The organism is Phenylobacterium sp. (assembly GCF_036723115.1).
GTDB lineage: Bacteria > Pseudomonadota > Alphaproteobacteria > Caulobacterales > Caulobacteraceae > Phenylobacterium.
Genome location: NZ_DAIMHV010000018.1, coordinates 1 through 24,033, shown reverse-complemented (window position 1 = coordinate 24,033; position 24,033 = coordinate 1). Strand labels below are relative to the sequence as shown.

Genomic DNA, 24,033 nt, shown 5'->3' with positions numbered 1-24,033 from the left:
CCGGGGCTTTTTCATTTGAACGACTGCGGCCTGCGTCAGTGACCGCCGCCGCCCTCCATCTCGCCCATGGCCGACTGCAGGAAGTTCTGCTCGCCCAGGGATTTCAGCAGGGCCAGCTGGGTTTCGAGATAGTCGATATGCTCCTCGGTATCGCTGAGGATCTCCCGCAGCAGCTCGCGCGACACATAGTCGGCGGCGCCTTCGCACAGCTTGATCCCCTCGATCAGGGTCTGGCGGCCGCCCAGCTCCACGGAGAGGTCCGATTCCAGGCACTCGCCCACGGTCTCGCCGACCTTGAGCTTGTGCAGGTCCTGCAGGTTCGGCAGACCCTCGAGGAACAGGATCCGGTTGATCAGCTTGTCGGCGTGCTTCATCTCGCCGATCGACTCTTCGTAGACGATCTTGCCGAGACGCTTCAGGCCCCAGTTGTCGAACATGCGAGCATGCAGGAAGTATTGATTCACTGCAGTCAGCTCGTTGGTGAGAACGGCATTCAATAGCCGAATGATCGCCTTGTCGCCCTGCACTGAACTTCCTTTCCTAACGAACGCACGGGAATTCAGGGCAAAATCATGCCGTCAATGACCGATGTCAAAGACTATGTTTGCAAGTGATTGGCGCTGACGAAGAAACTTCGCCGAAGACTGAAAATGCGTCTTATTCGGCGGCGTAGCGCAGGGATTGGCGCTGCTCTTCGAGGATTTCCCGCATCTCGCAGACGCACCGGGCGCATTGCGGAGCCGAGTCGCAGGCCTTGAAGATTTCCGACGGCCGGCTGGCCCCCGCCGCCACGGCGGCGCGGACTTCACGTTCCCGAATTCCGTTGCAATTGCAGACGTACACGAGTGGCGCGGGCTCCCTGGCGAGAGCCCGTGTTTAGCACATGCTAACGGGGTTGCAACTCACTCGCAGTGCAAAAGATTCGCAGGCGCGACGGAATGTCGCGCAATCGCGGTTTGGCCTTCGGCCCGTTCAGGCGCATGACTTCGCCCCGACGCGACTGCCGCCTGGAGCCTGGAGGACCAGATGGAATTCGACGCGCTGATCCTGTCTCGGCTTCAGTTCGCCTTCACGATCGCCTTTCACATCATCTTCCCGAGCTTCACCATCGGCCTGGCGAGCTATCTGGCCGTGCTGGAAGGGCTGTGGCTGGTCACGAAGAACGAGACCTTCAAGTCCCTCTATCTCTTCTGGGTGAAGATCTTCGCCATCTCGTTCGGCATGGGCGTGGTGAGCGGGGTGGTGATGAGCTACCAGCTCGGCACCAACTGGAGCGTTTTCTCCGCCGTCTCCGGCCCGGTGCTGGGGCCGCTGTTCGCCTTCGAGGTTCTCGCCGCCTTCTTCCTGGAGGCCAGCTTCCTGGGCGTCATGCTGTTCGGCTGGAAGAAGGTGGGGCCAGGCCTGCACTTCGCCTCCACCGTGCTGGTGGCGCTGGGCACGCTGATGTCGGCCTTCTGGATCATCTCGGCCAACAGCTGGATGCAGAGCCCGTCGGGCTATGCCGGTTCGGTGGAGGAAGGCCTGGTGGCTGTGGACTGGTTCCAGGTCATCTTCTCTCCCACCTTCCCCGAGCGCCTCGCCCACATGGTGCTGGCGGCCTATCTCACCACCGCGCTGGTGGTGGCCGCCGCCTCGGCCTGGCGACTGCTCAAGGATCCCGCCGAGCCGGAGTCGGGCATCGCTCTGAAGATGGCCATCGGCATGCTGGCCATCGTCGCCCCCCTGCAACTGCTGGTGGGCGACCTGTCGGGCAAGGATGTGCTGAGGCATCAGCCGGCCAAGCTGGCGGCCATCGAGGCCTTCTGGGAAACCCGCACTGAGCAGCCCTTCCACATCGCCGCCTGGCCCGACCGGGAAATCGAGGGCAACCGCTGGGAGCTGTCCATCCCCAAGGTGGGCAGCCTGATCACCGCCGGCGCCGTCGACGCCGAGGTCCAGGGCCTGCACGCCTTCGCCCCTGAGGACCGGCCGCCTGTGGCCATCGTCTTCTGGTCCTTCCGGGTGATGGTGGGGCTGGGCCTGGCGATGATCGGCCTGGGCCTCTGGGGCGCCTATCTGGTCTGGCGCGGCCGGGTGGAGCGCAGCACGCTCTTCCTTCGCAGCGCGATCGCCATGGGGCCGGCGGGCTTCGTCGCGGTGATCGCCGGCTGGATCGTCGCCGAGGTGGGCCGCCAGCCCTATGTCATCTATGGGCTTCTGCGCACCGAGGACGCGGTCTCGCCCATCGGCGCGGGGGCGGTGTCGGCCTCGCTCCTGGCCTTCCTGGTGGTCTACGCCATCGTCTTCAGCGTCGGCGCCCTCTACATTCTGCGCCTGCTGGCCGAGGGTCCTGTGGCCGGCGCCCATGAAGCGCCCCCCAGCGAGCGCCGCCCGCCGGGCTGGGCCCTGGCCGCCGCCCCTCGCAATCCCGGCGACCCGGAAGGCCCGAAGGAGGAGTCGTGATGAACCTCGACCTGCCCCTGATCTGGGCCGCCATCATCGCCACGGCGGTCCTTCTCTATGTGATGCTGGACGGGTTCGACCTGGGGCTGGGGATCCTGTTTCCCTTCGCCCGCTCGCCCCGCGACCGCGATGCGATGATGAACTCCATCGCCCCCTTCTGGGACGGCAACGAGACCTGGCTGGTGCTGGGCGGCGGCGGCCTCTTCGCCGCCTTCCCCCTGGCCTATGCGGTGATCATGCCGGCCCTCTACATCCCCATCCTGCTGATGCTGATGGCGCTGATCCTGCGGGGCGTGGCCTTCGAGTTCCGGGCGCGGGGACGCAAGCGGGGCAAGGCCTTCTGGACGGCGGCCTTCGCGGCGGGCTCCACCACCGCCGCCTTCGCCCAGGGCCTGGTCCTGGGCGGCTTCATCCAGGGCGTGACCATCGAAGGCGTCGCCTTCGCCGGGGGCGCCTTCGACTGGCTGACCCCCTATACCCTGCTGGTCGCCGTCGGCCTGACCGTGGGCTATGTGCTGCTGGGCGCCACCTGGCTGATCTGGCGCACGGAGGACGACCTGCATGGCGACGCCCGCCGCTGGGCCTGGCGGGCCGCCCTGGCCAGCGGCGTGCTGCTGGCGGTGGTGAGCACCGCCACCCTCTTCGTCCACCCGCAGGTGGCCCAGCGCTGGGGCTTTGAGGACGGGGCGTTCGACCTGGCGCGCCTGGCGCAGCTTTCGCCCATTCCCCTGCTGGGCCTGGCCGGCCTGGGGCTGCTGGCCTTTGGTCTGAGGCGGCGTCATGACGCCACCCCCTTCATCGGGGCCCTGATTATCTTCCTGTCGGGCTATCTGGGCCTGGCGGTCGGATTCTTCCCCAACATCGTCCCCTATGACCTGACCTTCCGCCAGGCGGCGTCGGCGGACAATGCGCTGGGCCTGATGCTGGTGGGGGTGGCCATCCTGCTGCCGGTGATCCTGGCCTATACGGTGTGGGTCTACTGGGTGTTCCGGGGCAAGGTGGGCGCCGATGCGGGATATCATTGAGGGACCGCCCGACGAGGGAGAGCCCCGCCCACCGGTCTGGCGTCGCCTGGCCTGGTTCGTCGGCCTCGCCCTGGCGGGCCTGGCGGCCACCGCGGCGGTGGCCTACGCCCTGCGGGCCATGCTCGGACTGAACTGAACGCCTCAACTGCGGACGGGCCTCGCCCAACGATCCGATTCCGTCAGGCCATGTGGTGGTCTAGAAGCAGGCCATGACCACGCCGGACTGCCGCCTCTATCTCCTGACCCCGCCCGCCATCGACGACCTGGCCGCCTTCGGCCGTCTGCTGGCCGAGACCCTGGACGCGGGCGACGTGGCGGCCCTGCAGATCCGACTGAAGGGCGCGCCGGACGATGTGGTCGCCGCCGCCGCAGATGTGATCATGCCCATCGCCCAGGCCCGCGGCGTGGCGGTGATCCTCAATGACCGGCCCGACCTGGCCGCCCGCCTGGGCTGCGACGGGGTGCATGTGGGCCAGGACGACATGCCCTGCGCCCAGGCGCGAAAGCTGATGGGTCCGCAGGCCATGATCGGGGTGACCTGTCATGACAGCCGCCATCTGGCCATGGAGGCGGCCGAGGCCGGCGCCGATTATGTGGCCTTCGGCGCCTTCTTCCCCACGACCACCAAGGACGCCCCCACCCGCGCCGATCCGGAAATCCTGACCATCTGGCAGGAGACCATGGAGATCCCCTGCGTGGCGATCGGCGGGGTCACGGCGGAGAACGCCGAGGGCCTGGCCGCCGCCGGCGCCGACTTCCTGGCGGTCTCGGCCGGGGTCTGGTCCCATCCCGAGGGGCCCGCCGCGGCGGTGCGGGCGCTGAATGCGGCCATCGCCCGGGGCGTGGAGAGACGGGGCTGATTGGCCCGCCTTGCCATGTCGAGGCGGCGCGACTAGGTTCCGCCGCCGATTTCCCGCCCGACCGACGCCGACCCGCCGCCAAAACGCCTGCGGGTCCCGCGCGCACTGGATAAGACCGTGGCCACCCAAACCGCTCTTCTGAAAGTCATGTCCGACGCCGCCCGCAAGGCGGCCCGCGGACTCAATCGCGACTTCGGCGAACTCGCCGAACTGCAGGTCTCGCGCAAGAGCGCGGCGGACTTCGTCTCGGCCGCCGACATCAAGGCCGAGCAGGTGATCTTCGAGGCCCTGACCGCCGCCCGCCCCGGCTACGGCTTTCTGGGCGAGGAGCGCGGCCTGGTGGAAGGGACCGACAAGACCCACACCTGGATCGTCGATCCCCTGGACGGCACCACCAACTTCCTGCACGCCATCCCGCACTTCGCCATCAACATCGCCCTGGAACGCCAGGGCGTCATCGTGGCGGCGGTGACCTACAATCCCGTGACAAACGAGCTCTTCTGGGCCGAGAAGGGCAAGGGCTGTTTCGTCAACGACCATCGCCTGCGGGTGGCCGCCCGCAAGCGTATGGACGAGGCGGTGTTCGCCACCGGCATTCCCTTCCTGGGCCACGGCCAGCACGCCAGGTTCCTCAAGGAGCTGCACCAGATCAGCCAGCGGGTGGCCGGCGTCCGGCGCTTCGGCTCGGCGGCCCTGGACCTCGCCTATGTGGCGGCCGGCCGGTTCGACGGCTTCTGGGAGCGCGACCTGAACCGCTGGGACCTCGCGGCGGGCATCCTTCTGGTCACCGAGGCCGGCGGCAAGGTGACCAATGCCGAGGGCGAAGAGGACGTCCTGGGAACCGGCAGCGTCTGTGCGGCCAATCTCGACCTGCACCCCCAGCTTCTGGAGCGGCTGGCCGCGGCGGCCTGAAGGCTTGATCGAACCGTCACGCAAGGGCGCTAGGGTCCAGGCTCCATGACCCGCCTCACCCGCCGCGCCTTCGCCGCCTCCGGCCTCGCCCTCCCCCCGGCCCTGGCGCTGGCTCCCCTGCGCCCCGCAAGAGCTGACGAGGTCCGCCGCCCCCTGGTCATCGCCCATCGCGGGGCCAGCGGCGAGCGGCCGGAGCATACCGAACTGGCCTATCAGCGGGCCATCGACCAGGGCGCGGACTTCATCGAGCCCGATCTCGTGATGACCCGGGACGGGGCGCTGGTGGCGCGGCACGAGAACGAGATCTCCGAGACCACAGACGTGGCCGCCCGGCCGGAATTCGCCGCCCGGCGCACGCGCAAGGTGATCGACGGGCGGCCGGTGGAGGGCTGGTTCACCGAGGACTTCACCCTCGCCGAGCTGAAGACGCTGCGCGCCCGCGAACGTCTGCCCCATCTGCGGCCCCTGAGCGCGGCCTTCGACGGTCAGGCCGTAATCCCCACCTTCGAGGAGGTGGTCGCCCTGGCCCGCCGGGAATCGGCCCGCACCGGCCGGACCATCGGCGTCTATCCGGAGATGAAGCACCCCACCTTCTTCGCCGGCCTGGGCCTGCCCATGGTCGAGACCCTGGCCCAGGCGGTGCGCGCTGCGGGCCTGGACCGCCGGGACGCTCCCATCTTCGTCCAGTGTTTCGAGCCCGAACCCCTGCGCCAGTTCCGCGCGCGCGCCGACGCGCCCACCGTCATGCTGGCAGGCGCCGGCGCCTTAAGCCCCGAGCGCCTGGTCGAGCTCGCCCGCTTCGCCGACGGCCTGGGGCCGGAATTGAGCCTTGTCCTGGACCTGGCCGACCCCGACCTTCGTCCCCGGCCGCTGATCGCCCAGGCCCATGCGGCGGGGATGAAGGTGCACCCCTGGACGGTGCGCAGCGAAAACAACTTTCTGCCGCCGACGCTTCGCCGGGGCGAGGCGCCTGCCGAACACGGCGATTCCGCCACCCTTCTGCGGGCGCTCTATCAGGCGGGCGTGGACGGGGTCTTCACCGACTTCCCCGAACTGGCCGTGCAGGTTCGCCGCGAAACCCTGGCCGGGTGAGGCGTCAGGCCGCCTGACCGAACTGCAGGGCCGCCAGCCGGGCATAGAGACCGCCTCGGGCCATGAGTTCGGCATGGCCGCCTTCTTCCATCACCTGTCCGTCGTCCAGGACCACGATCCGGTCGGCCTTGAGCACCGTGGCCAGGCGATGGGCGATGACCAGGGTGGTGCGGCCGCTCATGGCCTCGTCCAGGGCCTTCTGCACCAGGCGCTCATTCTCGGCGTCCAGCGCGCTGGTGGCCTCGTCCAGCAGCAGGATCGGGGCGTGGCGGGCCAGCGCCCGGGCGATGGCCAGGCGCTGGCGCTGGCCCCCTGAGAGGCTCCGCGCCCGGTCACCCAGGGGCGCGTCGAACCCGCCCGGCAGGGCGGCGACGAAGGCCTCGGCCTGAGCCGCCTGGGCGGCGGCCTGGATCGCCTGGGCGTCAGGCTGGGAAAGACCGAAGGCGATATTCTCCGCCGCCGAGCCGGAGAACAGGGGCGAGTCCTGGGCCACCAGCGCCATGCGGGCGCGCAAGGCGAACGGATCGGTCTGGCGCAGATCGACCCCATCCAGACGCACCACGCCCGCGTCCGGATCATAGAAGCGCAGCAGAAGACGCAGCACCGTGCTCTTGCCCGACCCCGACGGCCCCACCAGGGCCACCCGCTCGCCCGGACGGACGCGCAAGGAGAACCCCTTCAGGGCGGGCAGGTCCGGGCGGCCGGGATAGGCGAAGGTGACGTCCTGAAAGGCGATCTCGCCGCGAACCGGTTCGGGAAGCGGGGTGGGGACGGCGGGCGCGGCGATGCCGGGGCGCGCCTCCAGCAATTCGGAAATCCGGTCCATGGCGCCGGCCGCCTTCTGGACCTCGCCCCAGGTCTCGCCCAGGGCGCCCACCGAGCCCGCGGCCATGACGGCCAGGAAGGCGAACTGGAACAGGGCGCCCCAGCTCATCTCGCCGCGCAGGCCCGCCTGGACGCCCAGCCAGAAGACCGCCACCACCCCGCCGAAGACGAGGCCGATGACCAGGGCCGTCATCACCGCCCGGGCCTTCATGCGCTTCAGGGAGGTGGCGAAAGCGGTTTCCACCGCAAGAGAGAACCGGCGCGCGGCGCGGCCTTCGGCGCCGAAGGCCTGGACGGTCTCGAGCGCCTCCAGGGTCTCGCCCGCCTGGCCGACAGCCCCGGCGAACTGGTCCTGGCTGGAGACGGTCAGCCGCCGCACTTGGCGGCCGAACAGGAAGAGGGGCAGCAGGACGAACGGGAACATCAGCAGCACGAGGCCCGTCAGCCGCGGGCTCACCAGCACCAGCAGGATGAGCGCGCCCACCAGGGTCAGCAGGTTGCGAAGCGCGGTGGAGACCGAGGTCGCCAGCAGGTTCTCGACGATCTGGATGTCGGTGGTCAGGCGCGACAGCACCTCGCCGGTGCGGGTGCGCAGGAAGAAGCCGGGGTCCAGGGTCAGGATGTGGCCGAACACCGCCTGACGCAGGTCAGCCACCACCCGCTCCCCCAAACGGGTGACGAAGAAGTAGCGCAGGGCCGAGGACAGGGCGAGCACCAGGGCCACGGCCCCGATCAGTCCGAACCAGAGATTGACCTGCGCCCCGGTGACGTCGGGGGCCGTCAGGGCGTCCACCAGCAGGCGCACGGCGCCCGAGAGCCCCAGGGTGGCGGCTGCGGCGGTCACCAGGAAGACCAGGGCGCCTGCGACCTCTCCAGGCCGGCGGCTGGCGAAGGGCGCCAGGCGGCGAAGGGCGCCGATATTTCGGCTGCGCGGGCGGCGCTCGGCGGCCTCGTCCAGGCTCTGGGCCAGCTCCGCGCCCCGGCCGGGCCGTCCGCCCGGATCGGAGACGGGCGGAGAGACAGAGGCCTGGTCGGTCATGGGTTGTCGTGCGCCCTTGCTTCAGGGCCGCCGTTTCTGTATACGCGCGGCTCGTTTGCGCGCCTTGGCCCCCGGGTCTGGCCCCTCAAGGCTGTTGGCGCGTCACCCGCTGCTCTTTACGTCGGTTGTCCTCGCGATGAAACAAGACACCCACCCGGATTATCACTTCATCACCGTGGTGATGACGGACGGCACGACCTACCAGACCCGGTCCACCTACGGGAAGGAAGGGGCGACGCTGAACCTGGACATCGATCCGAAGACGCACCCGGCCTGGACCGGCGGCGCCCAGACCCTGCTGGACCGCGGCGGCCGCGTGTCGCGCTTCAACGCCAAGTTCGGCGCTTTCACGCGCAAGTAAGACTCGCCGCCGGATCGCGACGATCCGGCGTGCGTCCTCGCAAAGAAAGAGACGCCGCAGGCCTCCTGCGGCGTCTCTTTCTTTGTCTTGAACCTGGGACTTGGCTGGTCAGGCCGCGCCGAAGGCGCTGCGCAGGCGGTCGAACTGGGACAGCACCGGATTGGGCGCGGCGTCCTCGGCCACGTCCACATACATGCGGCGGTCAAGATGCCGGACCCGCTCAAAGAGCCGCTCGGAACGCTCCATCAGATCCACCAGCCCCGCCGGCAGGATATCGGCCGCGGCGGCCGGCGCCCCGGCCATTTCGGCGGCCAGGCGATAGCGTTCCTCGCAGGCGGCCTCAGGCGCCATGTCGCCCTCGCGCACCGCCCGCTGCACCAGCAGCCAGGAGGCCACCTGCATCAGCCGGGTGGTGAGCCGCATGCTTTCGGCCGCATAGGCCAGGGCCGCCGTGCGGTCCAGCCGCTTGGATTCCTGCCGCCCGGCGCCGTCCAGATAGGCGGCGGTCTCCTCGACCAGCTCCATGCCTTCCTGGAAGGTGCGGTCGAACAGCTCCGAGCGCGCGAAGTCGGCGATCACATCGGGACGCCAAGGCTTGGCCTGCGCGGTCATCTCGCTCATCACGTTGTTCCTTAGCCCCTTGCCGTGAGCGGACCGTTAGGCCCGATGGCGGTGTCGATGCAACGCCTGTGCCATTCCCCCTGGCGCCAGGCGTCCGCCCTGTGGATGGCGCCCCAGATCAGGCGCCGTCTCCGGGAGACCCGGCGCGGAAGAGGGCGTCGGCCGCCGCCCGCCCGGCCTGTTTGCGGCTGATGGCTGATTCCGTGCGGGCGACCTCGGCCTGAAGCAGGGCGATGCGCGCCTGCAGCTCCTCCACCGCATAGAGATCCAGGTCTTCGCGTGTCGCCTCGGCCAGGCGCTGGCCCCGCGTCAGGCGGACATCGGCAGGTTCGTCCACGGCCCGTCTTCCCTTTGCCCGATGGAACAGGCGGTCTATCCAAGCCGCAAGCGCGTTCGGACGCAAGAACACGGAGGGCACACCCATGGGTCAATCGACATGGCCGCAGGAGATGACGGCGATCAGCGTCGAGGGGGGCAAGGGACCGGCTGAGGCCCTGCGGGCTGTGCGTCTGCCCACGCCGCAGCCGGCAGAAGGGCAGATCCTGATCAAGGTGGAGGCCGCCGGCGTCAACCGCCCCGATATCGCCCAGCGCCTGGGCTTCTACCCGCCGCCGCCTGGAGCGCCCGACACCCTGGGCCTGGAGGTGGCCGGCGAGGTGCTGAGGGGGGCCGGACGGTGGCGGCCGGGCGACAGGGTCTGCGCCCTGCTGGGCGGCGGGGGCTATGCGCAATACGCCGTCTGCGACGCCCGCCACGCCCTGCCGATTCCCGGGACGCTCAGCGCCCTGGAGGCCGCCGCCCTGCCCGAGACGGTGTTCACCGTCTTCGCCAATGTGTTCGAGCATGGGGCGCTGCAGGCCGGAGAAACCCTGATGGTCCACGGCGCCACGTCCGGCATCGGGACAACAGCGATCCAGATGGCCAAGGCCGCCGGCGCCCGGGTGATCGCCACCGCCCGAGGCGCCGACAAGGCCCGCCAGGCCCTGGAGCTGGGCGCCGATCTCGCCATCGACGCCTCCAGCGAGGACTTCGCCGAGGCCGCCCGCGCGGCCGGCGGCTGCGACGTGATCCTGGACATGGTCGGCGGCGACTATTTCGCCAAGGATCTGGCGGCGCTGAACACCGGCGGGCGCATCGTCTTCATCGCCGCCCAGGCCGGCGGCAAGGTGGACCTGAACATCGGCGCCCTGATGCAGAAGCGCGCGGTGGTCACCGGCTCGACCCTGCGGCCCCGGTCCGCCGACGAGAAGGCCCGCCTGGCCGCCCAGGTGGAGGCCCGCGTCTGGCCATGGGTTGCCGAGGGCCGGCTGACCCCTCAGATCGACCGCGTCTTCCCCCTCGAGGAGGCCGCCGCCGCCCACGCCCATCTTGAGGCGGGCCGCCACTTGGGCAAGGTCATGCTGCAAGCCTGAGCGCCGCCCTATACCGGACACTAGAATTTGATGCGGCGCCGCGGCAGGAATGTTGCGTCGCCGCAAGTCCGGCCTGCGATGCAGACGTCCTTAAGGCGACCGATCGACAGCGCTCAACCCCTTGGCGCCAAACGGTTAGATTGTGTCAGATCTGTAAGATCATAGACGTTGACGCTGCGCAAAGCCTCCCCCACGGTTGAGGCCTCTTGCGTGCGTATGCCTCCGGGCGACCAGCCCTGCGACGAACGCAAGACAAGAATGATCGCCTCCATGCAGGGGCGGCAGGGAGGATTTTGCGTCGTGACCCGCACAGCCCATGCGGCGACGCGCCGAGGTTGGAGAAACCTCGCCGTGTCAGGCCGAAAGGACGCCCGCGCCGCGCGGGACGGCCGGCGGCTGAGCGCACCTGACACCTCCCTTGGTTCAGCTTGCCCCCGGAGACCTGGATGACGGCCACGCCCTCAGAGATCCCCCCTCTGAAACTGCACACCAAGCTGCTCTACGCGCTGGGCTCCGTGGCCAATGCGGTCAAGGCCCGCGGCTTGGCCATCTTCCTGATGATTTTCTACAATCAGGTGGTGGGGCTCTCGCCGGCGACGGTCTCCACCATCCTGATGCTGGCCCTGATCTTCGACGCCTTCGTCGATCCCCTGGTGGGCCAGGTCTCCGACAATTTCCGCTCCAAGCTGGGACGGCGCCATCCGTTCATGTACGCCGCGGCCCTGCCGGTGTCGGTGGCCTATTTCCTCCTGTGGAACCCGCCACAGGGGTGGAGCGACCAGGCCATCGTGGCCTGGATGGTGGTGTGCCTGCTGACGGTGCGCCTGTTCGACACCTTCTTTGAGCTGCCGTCCTCCGCGCTCGCCCCGGAACTGACCCGCGACTACAACGAGCGCACGAGTCTGGTCTCCATGCGGGCCTTCTTCACCGTGGTGGGGGGTCTGGGCATGACCGTGGCGGCCTATCAGTATTTCCTGGCGGAGAACCCCGACGGCTCGGGGGGCATTCTGGCGCGGGAAGGCTATTTCGCCTTCTCCCTGGTCTCGGCCCTGCTGATCTTTTCGGTGATCCTCATCTCCACCGCCGGCACCCAGAACCGGATCCCCTATCTGCGTCAGGCGCCGGCCCGCAAGATCACCCTGGTGGCCATGGCCCGGGAGGTCGCCCAGACGCTCAACAACCGGGCCTTCGTCATCGCCACCCTCACCGGCATGTTCATCGCCGTGGCGGCGGGGTCGAAGAACGGCCTGGAGATCTATTTCGCCCTCTATTTCTGGGAGCTCACCCAGAGCCAGCTGGCCGCCCTGACCGTCTTCGGCGTGGTGGGCAGCCTGGGCGGGGTGGCCATCGCCCCCCATGTGGCCAAGGCTCTGGGCAAGAAGCGCGGCGCGATCCTGATGTTCGCCAGCGCCCTGGCCATCGGCATCAGCCCCATCACCCTGCGCCTGTTCGGCCTCATGCCCCCGAACGGCACGGACCTTCTGTTCTGGCTCCTGGCCACCGAGACCGTGCTGAACTCCGGCATGGCGGTGGCCACCGGCGTCATGCTGGTTTCCATGGTGGCCGACGTGGTGGAAGACGCCGAGGTCAAGACCGGCCGCCGTTCCGAAGGCCTGCTGATGTCGGCCGACAACCTCTTCAAGAAGGCGGTCTCGGGCGTGGGCATCCTGATCGCCGGGGCGGTGCTGAGCTTCGTCGCCTTCCCCGAAGGCGCCCGCCGCGGCGAGGTGGACCCCGAAATCCTCCAGAATATGGGCCTGGTCTATCTGCCGGTCGTCACCCTGCTCTACGGCCTGGGCATTGTCTGTCTGTCGCTGTTCAACATCGACAAGGCCAAGCACGAAGAGAACCTCCGCAAGCTGGACGAGGTCGCCGCCCGGGCCGACGAGGCCGGGGTCGCCGCCGAGGCCGGCGCCGGGGCTTTGTCCGGGGGCGCGCCGCCCCTGGGCTCAAAGGCTTAGGAACCCCCCAGAATGACCACCGTCACTGACGCCGCGCCGGCGGCCCAGGCCCCACGGCTGAACCTGCCCACCAAGGTGCTCTACGGCATGGGCGGCGCGGCCAGCGCCATCAAGCAGCGCGGCCTGGCGACCTTCCTGCTGATCTTCTACAATCAGGTGATCGGCCTGCCGCCGCAGATGGTCTCCACGGCCATCATGTTCGCGCTGATCTTCGACGCCGTGGTCGATCCGCTGGTCGGGCAGATTTCCGACAATTTCCGCTCCCGCTGGGGCCGTCGACACCCCTTCATGTACGTGGCCGCCCTGCCGGTGGCGGTGGCCTTCTTCATGATCTGGAACCCGCCCGAAGGGTGGGAGCAGGCCCAGATCTTCGCCTACATGCTGGTCTGCCTGCTGGTCATCCGCTTGTTCGACACCTTCTTTGAGCTGCCGTCCGCGGCCCTCGCCCCCGAACTGGCCAAGGACTACAACGAGCGCACGAACCTGATCTCCCTGCGCTACTTCTTCAGCGTCGCCGGCGGTCTCGGCATGACGCTGCTGGCCTATCAGGTCTTCCTGCGCGAGACCCCCGATGGGGGCGGCGGCGTGCTGTCACGGGACGGCTATTTCGCCTATGCGCTCTTCGCCTCCTTCCTGATCTTCGTGGTCATCCTGGCGTCGACCGCCGGCACCCATAAGCAGATCCCCTATCTGCGCCAGCCGCCCGCCCGGAAGGTCACGTTCAAGGGCATGATGCGCGAGGTGGCCCACACCCTGAACAACCGCGCCTTCGTGGCCCTGACGATCTCGGGCATGTTTATGTCCATCTCGCTGGGGGTGAAGGGCGGGCTGGAGCTCTATTTCTTCATCTACTTCTGGGAGCTCACCCAGACCCAGCTGTCCCTGCTGACGGTGGCCGGGGTGATCGCCAGCTTCATCGGCGTGTCTCTGGCGCCCAAGGTCGCGGCGAAGATGGGCAAGCGCAACGGCGCCATCACCATGTTCGCCGGCGCCGTGGTCGCCCTGCTGGGTCCCATCGCCCTGCGGCTGGTGGGCGTCATGCCGGCCAACGGCACCGATCTTCTGTTCTGGATCCTCTTCGTCGACGTGATCGCCAACGGCGCCATGGCCATGATGACCGGGGTCATGCTGGCCTCCATGATCGCCGACGTGGTGGAGGACTCCGAGGTCAAGACCGGCCGCCGCTCCGAGGGCCTGCTGTTCTCGGCCGACAACCTCTTCAAGAAGGTGGTCTCGGGCCTGGGGGTCTTCGTCTCCGGCGCCCTCCTGGCCTTCATCGCCTTCCCGCAGAACGCCCGCCGCGGAGAGGTGGACCCAGAAGTCCTGCGCAACATGGCGCTGATCTATCTGCCCACCCTGCTCTTCTTCTATGCCATCGCCATCGGCTGCCTCTTCCTGTTCAACATCGACAAGGAGAAGCACGAGGAGAACCTCCGCAAACTGGACGAAGCGGCGCTGAAGGCCTCCACCACCGAGGCCGAGGGCGAGACGGGCACGCCCGCCGCCCTGGGGCCGGCCGGTCCGGAGACGCCGCCCACCCGCCTCGGCTGACGGCGCCTCCGCCGGGGCGCCGGGTCCGTCATTCGGGTCCAGGGCTCCGGCCGGCTTGACCTTGGGGCCGCCACCCGCCATGCGGGTGGCGCGCCCGCGCCGGGTCGCTGGAGGAGACGCCCTTGTCCGAGAGCCCCGCCCGCCCCGCCGCCAAGAGGCTCAGCCTGCCCACCAAGCTGTTCTACGGCTTCGGGACCGTGGCCTTCGGGGTCAAGGACCAGGGCTTCTCCTATCTCCTGCTGATCTTCTACAATCAGGTCATCGGCATGCCGGCCCACACGGTGGGCCTGGTGATCATGATCGCCATGATCTTCGACGCCATTTCCGACCCGCTGATCGGCCAGATGTCGGACAACTGGCGCTCCAAATGGGGCCGTCGCCACCCGTTCATGTACGCCGCCGCCATCCCGGTGGCGATCACCTACGGCCTGCTGTGGAACCCGCCGCAACTCTCCGAGACCGGCCTCTTCTTCTACCTGCTGGGGGTGGCGGTGCTGATCCGCACCTTCATCACCCTCTATGAAATCCCGTCCACGGCGCTGGCCGCCGAACTGACCACCGACTACGACGAGCGGACCAAGGTCCTCAGCTATCGCTATTTCTTCGCCTGGTGGGGCGGTCTGACTATGACGCTGCTGGCCTTCCAGGTCTTCCTGCGCCCCAGCGAGGACCATCCCGTGGGCCAGCTCAATCCCGACGGCTATGTGAACTACGGGCTGACCGCGGCCGGCGTCATGCTGGTGGCCATCCTGGTCTCGTCCATCGGCACCCACCGGCACATTCCCGACCTGGTGACCCCGCCCAAGCGCAAGCTGAGCTTCGGCCAGGTGATGAAGGAGATGGCCGGAACGCTGGCCAACCGCTCCTTCCTGGTGCTGATCTGCGCGGGCCTGTTCAACGCCATGGCCGGCGGCCTGGTCCTGTCGCTGAACCTCTATTTCAACACCTACTTCTGGGAGCTGACGGCGCGGGAGATTTCCATCTTCGCCATCGGCAACTTCATCTCCGCGGCCCTGGCCTTCGCCCTGGCTGCGCCCCTGTCCCTGCGCCTGGGCAAGAAGGGCGCGGCCCAGATCACCAAGGTGCTGGCCTTCGTCATCGCCGCGGCGCCCATCAGCCTGCGCCTGCTGGGCCTCTTCCCGGACAACGGGGCGCCCATGGTGGTGCCCATCCTGTTCCTGCAGACGACCCTTTCGACGGGCCTGTCCATCACCGCCTCGATCCTCATCTCCTCGATGATCGCCGACGTGGTGGAGAATTCCGAACTGCGCACCGGCCGTCGCTCCGAGGGCCTGTTCTTCGCCGCCGCCAGCTTCGTGAACAAGTCGGTCTCGGGCGTGGGCATCTTCGTCTCGAGCCTGATCCTGCTGCTCATCGCCTTCCCGCAAGGGGCGCGCCCGGGCGAGGTGCCGGAGGCGGTGCTGCGCGACCTGGGCCTGCTCTATGTGCCGGTTCTGGGCGCCCTCTATGCCGCCTCCATCGTCTTCGTGGCCTTCTACGCCATCACCCGCGAGGGCCATGCGGAATCCCTGCGCAAGCTGGCCGCCGACGCCGGATCCGACGGAATCGAGACTCCCGGCCCCCAGTAGAGGGGCCGTTTCGCTCGCAGGTCAGCGGGAGAAGACGCCCATGAGCATGGGCCGCAGGAAGACCGCCGGCGCGGCCTTCTGACGTACGCCGGGCACCCAGTGGCCAAGCTCCGCCCCGGCGTTCAGGGTCGCCGCCAGCATCTGGGCGGCGATCAGCGGGTCCACAGGGCGCAGGACGCCTTCGGCGATGCCGTCGGCGATCATGGCCGCGAAACGTTCGGAGACGCGGCTGATGTCCCCCACCGTGCCGGAGCGCACCCCCTCCGGCAGAGCCGACAGGGCCGAGGACCGCAGCAGCGGGCCATAGTCGGACAGTTGATACTCCGCCAGGGCCGCCGCGGCGCTGGATAGACGCGACCAGGCATCCCCTTCCCGCTCGGCCACCAGCCGCTGCACCCGACGGATGACCTCCAGGCTGCGTTCGAAGCAGGCGGCGATCAGGTCGTCCTTGGCCTCGTTGTGATGGTAGAAGGAGCCCTTGGTGACGTTCAGCTCGGCGGAGATCCGGTCCACCGAAGCGCCCTTATAGCCGTGGGTGTTGATCAGCCGGGTGGCCGCCCGCAGGAAGGCGTCGCGGCTCATCTCCAGGCCTTCCCCCGGCGCCAGTTCGGCCATGGCCGGCGGTTTGGGCGCCCAGACCGCGCCCTCGGCCGCCAGGCCGCCCAGCAGAATGTCGGTCATGCGCTCGCCGATGCGCGGATAGTCCGCCACCTCGTAGCGGGGCAGCCAGGCGGCGGACCAGAACACCTGCTCCAGCAGAAGCAGGGTGCGCGCCGTCCGCCGGCCCCGGGTCAGCCAGGCCAGGTCCGGGGTTTCGAAGACCTGCCGGATGCGGCGGAAGGCCTTCATATAGGCCTGGAACACCTCGGCCCGGCGGGGCGGGTTGAGCGCGCGGATGTCGGACATCACCGGCAGGGGGGCGGCCTCGCCCAAGGCGGTCAGGCGCAGGCGCTCCAGATTGAGCTCGATGATCCGCGCCACCCGGTCGGCCGGCGCCGGACAGGCCAGGGCCGCCTCGGCCACCTCGTCCAGCCAGTCCACCCCGCGCATCAGGCAGGCGGCGGCCAGATCATCCTTGCGCTTGAAATAGTAGGTGACGCTGGTGGTGGAGAGACCCACGGCCGAAGCCGCCAGGTTCAGGGTCAGGCCCTTCACCCCATGCCGGTTCAGGATGACGGTGGCCGCGTCGAGGATTTCCTCGCGCTTGCGCTCGTATCGATCGGTCGCGCGGGCGATGACTCGCTCGGCCATGGGGGTGTCAGCTCCGGTCCGCGCGGCGGAAAAGGGGGAGCGCCGCAGGGACGCCCCCTCTCTATCGGAGGGTTGACGGGTGCGTAAAGCGTCAGCCCGCCGCGCCCACGGTGGCCAGCGCCACCCCGCCGTCCACGGCGATGGTCTCGCCCACTACATAGTCCCCGGCGCGGGAGGCCAGATAGATGGCGGCCGCGGCCATGTCCTCGTCGCGGCCGATCCGACGGGCGGGGATCATCTTGGCCACCGCATCCCCGTGGTCGCGGGCGGTGCGGTTCATTTCCGAGGCGAAAGCGCCGGGCGCGATGGCGTTGACGCAGATCTGGTCGGCGATCAGCCGGGCCGCCAGGCGCCGGGTCAGATAGATCAGGCCCGACTTCGAGGCGTGATAGGAATAGGTCTCCATGGGGCTGAGCCGGATGCCGTCGATGGAGGCGATGTTGATCACCTTGGCCGGGCGATCGGCGCTGGCGGCGGCCTTCAGCGCCCCATGCAGGGCCTGGGTGAGGAAGAAGGGCGACTTGAGGTTCAGGTCCATGACCTTGTCCCAGCCGTGCTCGGGGAATTCCTCGAAGCCCGCGCCCCAGGCGGCGCCGGCGTTGTTCACCAGGATGTCGAGGCTCTCTTCCCGCTCGCCCAGGGCCTTGGCCAGGGCCTGGCAGCCCTCCACGGTGGAGACGTCCTGAGGCAGGGAGATGCACTCGCCGCCGGCCTCGGACAATTCGGCCGCCGTGGCGTCGCAGGCGCCGGGCTTGCGCGAGGAGATATAGACCTTGGCGCCCTGGGCCAGGAAGCCCGCGGCGATCATCTTGCCGATGCCGCGGGAACCGCCGGTGACGAGGGCGGTCCGGCCCTCGAGCGAAAACAGATTGAGCGCCATTCCTTAGCCTCCTTGATGAGCCAAAATGTCCTGGCAGCCCCTGCTGCGTCAGGCCTTGGGCGAGCGGCCATGATTGACTCGCACCCGTCCCGTCAGGCCTATAACACGCGTTTGAATCGGCAAGGTCGCCCGTCCCAGAAGCGGCCCCCAGAAATTATCGAGGACGCGCATGACCCAGATCAATCCGGTCACTGACCTGACGCTCGACGGCGATGTGGCCGTCGTCACCCTGAACTCCCCGCCGGTGAACGCCCTGTCGGCGGCCGTGCGCGACGGCCTGCACCAGGCCTTCCAGAAGGCCGACGCCGATCCGGCCGCCAAGGCCATCGTGCTGATCTGCGACGGGCGCACCTTCATCGCCGGCGCCGACATCACCGAGTTCGGCGGCGCCATGGCCGGCGCCTCCCTGCCGGAGGTCCAGGACGCCATCGAGGGCGCCTCCAAGCCGGTGGTGGCCGCGATCCACGGCACCGCCCTGGGCGGCGGTCTGGAAGTGGCCCTTTGCGCCCATTACCGCGTGGCCGTTCCCTCGGCCAGGCTCGGCCTGCCCGAGGTGAACCTTGGCCTGCTGCCGGGCGCCGGCGGCACCCAGCGCCTGCCCCGGGTGGTCGGCGTGGAGACGGCGCTTTCCATGATGACCTCGGGCCGCCATGTGCCGGCCAAGGAGGCCAAGGACCTCGGTCTGGTCGACGAGCTGGTCGAGGAAGGCCAGCTGCGGGAGCAGGCTCTGGCCTTCGCCCGCAAGGTGGTGGCCGACGGCCGTCCCCTGCGCAAGATCCGCGACCAGAACGAGAAGCTGGACGCCGCCAAGGGCAAGCCGGAAATCTTCGAGGCCTTCCGCAAGGCCAATGCGCGCAAGTTCCGCGGCTTCCTGGCCCCGGAGTACAATATCCGCTGCGTCGAGGCCGCGGTGAACCAGCCCTTCGAAGAGGGCCTGGCCACCGAGCGCAAGCTGTTCCTGGAACTGATGAGCGGCTCTCAATCGGCCGCCCAGCGCTATTCCTTCTTCGCCGAGCGCCAGGCCCAGAAGATCCCCGACGTGGCTGACGACACCGCCACCATCCCGGTGAACAAGGTGGGCATCATCGGCGCCGGCACCATGGGCGGCGGCATCGCCATGAACTTCGCCAATGTCGGAATCCCCGTGGTGCTGATCGAGGTGAAGCAGGAGGCTCTGGACCGGGGCCTGGCCACCATCCGCAAGAACTATGAGCGCACCGCCTCGCGGGGAGGAATCACCGCCCAGCAGGTGGAGGAGCGCTGCGCGCTCATCACCGGCTCCCTGGAGATGGACGCGCTCGCCGATGTCGACCTCGTCATCGAGGCGGTGTTCGAGCGGATGGACATCAAGAAGGACATCTTCACCAAGCTCGACGCCATCTGCAAACCCGGCGCGATCCTGGCCACCAACACCTCGGGCCTGAACATCGACGAGATCGCCGCGGTCACCAAGCGGCCGGAGAGCGTCATCGGCCTGCACTTCTTCTCGCCGGCCAATGTCATGCGCCTGCTGGAGATCGTCCGCGCTGACCACACCAGCAAGGAGGTCATCGCCACCTCCATGAAGCTGGCCAAGAAGATCGGCAAGGTGGCCGTTCTGGTGGGCGTCTGCCCCGGCTTCGTGGGCAACCGCATCCTGGGTCAGCGCCAGCGCGAAGCGCAGAAGCTGGTCATGGAAGGCGCCATGCCCTGGGACATCGACCGCGTCCTCTACGACTTCGGCTTCCCCATGGGTCCCTTCGCCATGAGCGACCTGGCCGGCCTGGACATCGGCTGGGTCAAGGAGAAGTCCAAGGGCGAGAGCATCCGCGACGTGCTCTGCGAGATGGACCGCCGCGGCCAGAAGACCGGCGCGGGCTATTATGACTATGACGAGAACCGCAACGCCAAGCCCTCGCCGGTGACCGAGAAGGTCATCAACGACTTCATCGTCAAGACCGGCGCCAATCCCCGCGAGGTCTCCGACGATGAAATCCTGGAGCGCTGCATCTATCCGATGATCAACGAGGGCGCGAAGATCCTCGAAGAGGGCAAGGCCATCCGTCCCTCCGACATCGATGTGGTCTGGCAGAACGGCTATGGCTGGCCGGTCTATCGCGGCGGTCCCATGTGGTACGGCGACCAGGTGGGCCTGCCCAAGGTGCTGGCCAAGATGCAGGAATTCCACGCCAAGATGGGTGACGCCTTCAAGCCGTCGGCCCTGCTGGAAAAGCTCGTCGCCGAAGGCAAGTCCTTCAAGGACCTCTAACCCTCCTCCCCAAGCAGAGAAGCAGGATCAATCCATGCGTGAAGCCGTCATCGTGTCCGCCGCGCGGACGCCCATCGGCAAGGCCTATCGTGGGGCCTTCAACAACACCACCGCCCCGACCCTGGGCGGCCACGCCATCGCCGCGGCGGTGGCCCGGGCCAAGCTCGACCCGGCCGAGGTGGACGATGTGGTGATGGGCGCGGCCCTGCAGCAGGGCACCACCGCGCAGAACATCGGCCGCCAGGCCGCCCTGCGCGCCGGCCTGTCCAACAAGGTCTCGGGCATGTCCCTGGACCGTCAGTGCTCGTCGGGCCTTATGGCGGTGGCCACGGCCGCCAAGTACATCATCAATGACGGCGCCCCGATCGCCATCGGCGCGGGCCTGGAATCCATCTCGCTCGTCCAGAACGACAAGATGAACCTGTTCCGCGCCCGGGACGAATGGCTGGCCGAGCATGTGCCCGAGCTGCAGACCTCGATGATCGAGACTGCCGAGATCGTGGCCGAGCGCTACAACATCAGCCGCGAGGCCCAGGACGAATACGCCCTGCAATCGCAGCAGCGCACCGCGCAGGCCCAGGCCGAGGGCCGGTTCGCCCAGGAAATCGTCCCCATGACCACCACCATGATGGTGTTCGACAAGGCGACGGGCCAGGCCTCCGAAAAGGAGATCACCATCGCCCAGGACGAGGGCAACCGTCCCCAGACCACGCTGGCCGACCTCCAGAAGCTGCAGCCGGTGTTCAAGGGCGGCCGCTATGTCCAGGAAGGCAAGTTCATCACCGCCGGCAACGCCAGCCAGCTGTCGGACGGCGCTGCGGCCGTGGTGCTGATGGAAGCCAAGGAAGCCGAAAAGCGCGGCCTGGAGCCGCTCGGCGCCTATCGCGGCATGGCCGTGGCCGGTTGCGGTCCTGAGGAAATGGGCATCGGCCCGGTCTTCGCCATTCCGAAGCTGCTGGAGCGCAATGGCCTGAAGATCGACGACATCGACATCTGGGAGCTGAACGAAGCCTTCGCCTCCCAGCTGCTCTATTGCCGCGACACCCTGGGCATCCCCAATGAGAAGCTGAACGTCTCGGGCGGCGCCATCTCCATCGGCCACCCCTACGGCATGACCGGCGCCCGTTGCACGGCGCATGTCCTGTACGAAGGCAAGCGCCGGGGCGCCAAGTACGGCGTCGTCACCATGTGCGTCGGCGGCGGCATGGGCGCGGCGGGTCTTTTCGAGATCTTCTGATCGTCCCGTCTTTTGAAGCGTTGAGAAAGGGTCGCCCTCCGGGCGGCCCTTTTTTCATGGAGTCGCAGCTTTTTTGCGAATTGTTTGCAACGACCCTTCCCTCAGCCGCATTGATAGCATATATGGATTTCACGATATCCAGAGGATCAGGCGATGAAGAAGACGGCTGCCAAGACGCTGACCTACAGCCTCATGCACCTCGTCGTGGCCTTTTCGGTGGCCTACGCACTGACCCGGGATTGGCGGGCGGCCCTGGCTATCGGCATGGTGGAGCCTGTGTTTCAAACCATCGCCTTCGCCCTGCACGAACGCGCCTGGGAACGCGCCGAGCGGCGCGGCGCCCGACGCCGAACCCTGGAACCCCTGCGGTCCCAGGTCGTTCGGTGACAAGCTGAGCAATAACGAGTTCGAAGGAGCAGTTTCATGGCTGAGAAGATCAAGACCGGCCTGGAGGCCGATGGCCGCAAGGCGGTGGCGCAGGCCCTGTCGCGCCTGCTGGCCGACAGCTACGCCGTCTATCTGAAGACCCACGGCTTCCACTGGAACGTGCGGGGGCCGAACTTCTCCTCCCTGCACGCTCTGTTCATGGAGCAGTACACCGAGATGTGGCAGGCCATCGACGATGTGGCCGAGCGCATCCGCGCCCTGGGCGAGCTGGCCCCGCAGGGCTATGGCGCCTTCGGCAATCTCAGCGCCATCAAGGACGGCGATCCGGAGGCCGACTCCGAGGCCATGCTCAAGGCGCTGACCGGCGACCATGAGACGGTGATCGCCACCGCCCGCCAGGCCCTGTCCCTGGCCCAGAGCCACGATGACGAGGCCAGCGCCGGCATCATCGCCGACCGGCTCGAAGCCCACGAGAAGCATGCCTGGATGCTGCGCGCCACCCTGGGCGGCAAGTAGTCCGCTTCAGAACTGAGCCTTCAGGCGGGCGTCGAGATCGTGCGTCCGCCGGGTCCAGCAGCAGTCATGACGTTCCGGCCAGGTGACCACCTGGCCCCGCGGCCCGGCCCAGCGCCGGGCCGTTTCGCGTGCGGTCTGTGGCCGCACCACAGGATCCAGGGCGCCCAGGGCATGGACCTGCGGCAGGTTCAGCGGCGCTTCGAGGCGGGCTGGATCGAGGCCTGAGAGCGGCGTGAACCCCCGGCTGGCCGTCCAGGCGGCCACATCGAGCGGGGCGGCCAGGGTCACGAGCCCCGCCACATCCGAACGCGCCCGCGCGGCCAGGGCCGCGATCACACCGCCCCCCGACCAGCCCACCAGAATGAGCCGATCGGCGCCCGCGCGCGCCTTCAGGGCGTCGAGCCCAGCGTTCATCTGCGCCAGCGCCCGGGCGTCGAAACGGCTTGTGGTCCAGTCGGCGGGGCGGCACGCGGGATCGGTGACGAACTGGCAGGGCCGGGCGAGCCAGGCCGCGCCGCCGGGCCAGGCCCGGGCGATCTCGAGCCCCACGGCGCGTGTCGGCGTGGGATCGGGCGCGGCGCCTCCGCGCCGGTCGTGGCCCGCGCCATCGCCCTCGATCACCACCACCAGCGGAGAGGCGGTTCCGAGCTCGGACGGCATGGCGGCGGCGAGGGGTCGCCCCGCCGCCGCCACTTCGAACCGCACCCACCCGTCGCCCAGGGGGTGGACGTGTCGGGCGGCGACGGGGGATGCGGTCAGCAACGACGCCAGGAACAGGGGTGTCAGGCGCCGCCACATGGGAGAAGGCTGAGCCTCAGAAGGCCCGGCGCAGGGTCAGGCCAAAGGTGGTCTGGCCCTCCCGGGACTTGCCCACCAGGGCCTGGCCGGTGATGGCCAGGCTGAGGCGTTCGCCCACCGGAATGGCGAGGCCGGCGCCCAGCAGGCCATAGTCCGGATCGGTCCCGGCCGGCGCATTGGTCTGGTGATTGAAGCTGGCCGAGACAAAGGGCAGCCAGGCGCCGCCGGTATAGAAGAGGCTGGCCCCGCCCGAGATCAGGGTCATGTCCGTGGCGTTGCCCGCCACCGGGCGGTTGGCCTGATCCTGATAGGCGTCAGTCTCCGACGAGGACACCGCCAGGGCGACGGACGGGATCACCACCCAGGAGTCCCCCAGGGCCTGCGGCGATTCCACACTGATCGACCCATGGGTCTGCGTGCGGCCGGTCTTGCCGATGCTGCGCACGCCGCCCAGGGCCCGGTCATGGCTGACATCATAGTCCCCATAGCCCGCCGCAGCGGTCACCCGCAGGGCCGGCGCCGGGGACAGGCTGGCATAGAGGCCGCCGTTCCAGCCTTCGGACTCGTACGCCACGCCTGCGCCGTCCAGCTCCGTGCGGCTGTGGCCCACATAGGCGCCGAGGATGGTCGATCCCATCACCCGGTCGACGCCGATGGCCAGGGCGCCGCTGTGACCGTCCTGGGCCGCGCCGCGGCGCTTGTCCTCCAGATAGGCGCCGGTGACATTGATCCACAGGCCGCCGCCGGCCGCCCCCTCGCCGGCGGAGGCGCCGCGATAGCGGCCGGAATCGGAGAACTGGCGCAGATTGGCCTGCAGGGCCGCCGTTCCGATGGCGCGGAGGCGTTCGGTGACGAAGGTCTGGAGGCTGCCGATCTGAACCCGGTCGCCGATCAGCGCCATGACCAGCTGATCGGCCTCCGCCACGCTGATCAGCTGCTGCTCGGGCACGGTGAGGCGCACGGTGGATCCGTCGGGGTTTCTCACCGTGATGGAGCCGTCATCGATCACCGGCGGCGGGGTGGGCG

The 24,033-nt window shown here is 68.6% G+C and carries 24 protein-coding genes; 15 read left to right on the top strand and 9 right to left on the bottom strand.

Annotation, left to right across the window (positions count from 1 at the left end; all coding sequences use genetic code 11):
• Positions 1–35: 35 nt before the first annotated feature.
• Both bfr and V7D28_RS03885 read right to left on the bottom strand, forming a co-directional pair.
• The gene (bfr, locus tag V7D28_RS03890; RefSeq protein WP_333586049.1) at positions 36–527 is read right to left on the bottom strand and encodes a bacterioferritin; all 492 of its coding nucleotides are present in this window, start codon (positions 525–527) and stop codon (positions 36–38) included.
• Positions 528–657: 130 nt separating this feature from the next.
• Positions 658–843 (bottom strand): (2Fe-2S)-binding protein, encoded by a 186-nt coding sequence (locus V7D28_RS03885; RefSeq protein WP_333586048.1) that lies wholly within the window; start codon positions 841–843, stop codon positions 658–660.
• 183 nt (positions 844–1,026) lie between these two features.
• Between V7D28_RS03885 and V7D28_RS03880 the strand changes: the two genes are divergently transcribed.
• From V7D28_RS03880 to V7D28_RS03855, 6 genes are all read left to right on the top strand, one after another.
• The gene (locus tag V7D28_RS03880) at positions 1,027–2,442 is read left to right on the top strand and encodes a cytochrome ubiquinol oxidase subunit I (protein ID WP_333586047.1); all 1,416 of its coding nucleotides are present in this window, start codon (positions 1,027–1,029) and stop codon (positions 2,440–2,442) included.
• Entirely contained in the window at positions 2,442–3,467 is a 1,026-nt protein-coding gene (gene cydB / locus V7D28_RS03875) for a cytochrome d ubiquinol oxidase subunit II (protein ID WP_333586046.1), read from the top strand. The genes V7D28_RS03880 and cydB overlap by 1 nt, the downstream gene beginning before the upstream one ends.
• Positions 3,451–3,603: a hypothetical protein gene (locus V7D28_RS03870; protein ID WP_333586045.1), complete on the top strand. Its 153-nt coding sequence runs from the start codon at positions 3,451–3,453 to the stop codon at positions 3,601–3,603. The genes cydB and V7D28_RS03870 overlap by 17 nt, the downstream gene beginning before the upstream one ends.
• 73 nt (positions 3,604–3,676) lie before the next feature.
• The gene (gene thiE / locus V7D28_RS03865; protein WP_333586044.1) at positions 3,677–4,327 is read left to right on the top strand and encodes a thiamine phosphate synthase; all 651 of its coding nucleotides are present in this window, start codon (positions 3,677–3,679) and stop codon (positions 4,325–4,327) included.
• Positions 4,328–4,444: 117 nt separating this feature from the next.
• Positions 4,445–5,239 (top strand): inositol monophosphatase family protein, encoded by a 795-nt coding sequence (locus V7D28_RS03860; protein WP_333586043.1) that lies wholly within the window; start codon positions 4,445–4,447, stop codon positions 5,237–5,239.
• Between the two features lie 45 nt (positions 5,240–5,284).
• Complete coding sequence (locus V7D28_RS03855; protein ID WP_333586042.1) at positions 5,285–6,331, top strand: glycerophosphodiester phosphodiesterase family protein; 1,047 nt, start codon at positions 5,285–5,287, stop codon at positions 6,329–6,331.
• A gap of 4 nt (positions 6,332–6,335) precedes the next feature.
• Here V7D28_RS03855 and V7D28_RS03850 read toward each other — a convergent pair whose 3' ends face one another.
• Positions 6,336–8,195 (bottom strand): ABC transporter transmembrane domain-containing protein, encoded by a 1,860-nt coding sequence (locus V7D28_RS03850; protein WP_333586041.1) that lies wholly within the window; start codon positions 8,193–8,195, stop codon positions 6,336–6,338.
• Positions 8,196–8,331: 136 nt separating this feature from the next.
• On the opposite strand from V7D28_RS03850, the gene rpmE reads away from it, so the two are divergent.
• Positions 8,332–8,556 carry a 50S ribosomal protein L31 gene (gene rpmE, locus V7D28_RS03845; protein WP_333586040.1) on the top strand — a complete coding sequence of 75 codons (225 nt, stop codon included), beginning with the start codon at positions 8,332–8,334 and terminating at the stop codon, positions 8,554–8,556.
• A gap of 108 nt (positions 8,557–8,664) precedes the next feature.
• On the opposite strand, the gene rcdA is transcribed toward rpmE, so the two are convergent.
• Positions 8,665–9,177, bottom strand: coding sequence for a protease adaptor protein RcdA (rcdA, locus tag V7D28_RS03840; RefSeq protein WP_333586039.1), 513 nt, complete (start codon positions 9,175–9,177; stop codon positions 8,665–8,667).
• 118 nt (positions 9,178–9,295) lie between these two features.
• Positions 9,296–9,514, bottom strand: coding sequence for a DUF1192 domain-containing protein (locus V7D28_RS03835; RefSeq protein WP_333586038.1), 219 nt, complete (start codon positions 9,512–9,514; stop codon positions 9,296–9,298).
• Positions 9,515–9,599: 85 nt separating this feature from the next.
• Here V7D28_RS03835 and V7D28_RS03830 point away from each other — a divergent pair, with 85 nt between their 5' ends.
• From V7D28_RS03830 to V7D28_RS03815, 4 genes are all read left to right on the top strand, one after another.
• Positions 9,600–10,589, top strand: coding sequence for an NAD(P)H-quinone oxidoreductase (locus V7D28_RS03830; RefSeq protein ID WP_333586037.1), 990 nt, complete (start codon positions 9,600–9,602; stop codon positions 10,587–10,589).
• Positions 10,590–11,035: 446 nt separating this feature from the next.
• The gene (locus V7D28_RS03825) at positions 11,036–12,550 is read left to right on the top strand and encodes an MFS transporter (RefSeq protein ID WP_333586036.1); all 1,515 of its coding nucleotides are present in this window, start codon (positions 11,036–11,038) and stop codon (positions 12,548–12,550) included.
• Positions 12,551–12,562: 12 nt separating this feature from the next.
• The gene (locus V7D28_RS03820; protein WP_333586035.1) at positions 12,563–14,101 is read left to right on the top strand and encodes an MFS transporter; all 1,539 of its coding nucleotides are present in this window, start codon (positions 12,563–12,565) and stop codon (positions 14,099–14,101) included.
• A gap of 122 nt (positions 14,102–14,223) precedes the next feature.
• Positions 14,224–15,690 carry an MFS transporter gene (locus tag V7D28_RS03815; RefSeq protein ID WP_333586034.1) on the top strand — a complete coding sequence of 489 codons (1,467 nt, stop codon included), beginning with the start codon at positions 14,224–14,226 and terminating at the stop codon, positions 15,688–15,690.
• A gap of 21 nt (positions 15,691–15,711) precedes the next feature.
• Here the strand turns inward: V7D28_RS03815 and V7D28_RS03810 are convergent, their stop codons facing one another.
• Positions 15,712–16,941, bottom strand: a complete 1,230-nt coding sequence (locus tag V7D28_RS03810; protein WP_333586033.1) for a TetR/AcrR family transcriptional regulator — start codon at positions 16,939–16,941, stop codon at positions 15,712–15,714.
• 91 nt (positions 16,942–17,032) lie between these two features.
• Positions 17,033–17,821, bottom strand: a complete 789-nt coding sequence (locus V7D28_RS03805; protein WP_333586032.1) for an SDR family oxidoreductase — start codon at positions 17,819–17,821, stop codon at positions 17,033–17,035.
• Positions 17,822–17,990: 169 nt separating this feature from the next.
• Here V7D28_RS03805 and V7D28_RS03800 point away from each other — a divergent pair, with 169 nt between their 5' ends.
• The 4 genes from V7D28_RS03800 (at position 17,991) to V7D28_RS03785 (ending at position 22,209) form a co-directional block, all read left to right on the top strand.
• Entirely contained in the window at positions 17,991–20,069 is a 2,079-nt protein-coding gene (locus V7D28_RS03800) for a 3-hydroxyacyl-CoA dehydrogenase NAD-binding domain-containing protein (protein WP_333586031.1), read from the top strand.
• 34 nt (positions 20,070–20,103) lie between these two features.
• A complete protein-coding gene (locus tag V7D28_RS03795) occupies positions 20,104–21,306 on the top strand; it encodes an acetyl-CoA C-acyltransferase (protein ID WP_333586030.1) in 1,203 nt (400 codons plus the stop codon).
• A gap of 153 nt (positions 21,307–21,459) precedes the next feature.
• Positions 21,460–21,693: a DUF2061 domain-containing protein gene (locus tag V7D28_RS03790; RefSeq protein ID WP_333586029.1), complete on the top strand. Its 234-nt coding sequence runs from the start codon at positions 21,460–21,462 to the stop codon at positions 21,691–21,693.
• A gap of 36 nt (positions 21,694–21,729) precedes the next feature.
• Positions 21,730–22,209, top strand: coding sequence for a Dps family protein (locus V7D28_RS03785; RefSeq protein ID WP_333586028.1), 480 nt, complete (start codon positions 21,730–21,732; stop codon positions 22,207–22,209).
• Positions 22,210–22,215: 6 nt separating this feature from the next.
• Here V7D28_RS03785 and V7D28_RS03780 read toward each other — a convergent pair whose 3' ends face one another.
• Complete coding sequence (locus V7D28_RS03780) at positions 22,216–23,007, bottom strand: hypothetical protein (RefSeq protein WP_333586027.1); 792 nt, start codon at positions 23,005–23,007, stop codon at positions 22,216–22,218.
• Between the two features lie 16 nt (positions 23,008–23,023).
• A partial coding sequence (locus V7D28_RS03775) for an autotransporter outer membrane beta-barrel domain-containing protein (protein WP_333586026.1) occupies positions 23,024–24,033 on the bottom strand: 1,010 nt, incomplete at its 5' end.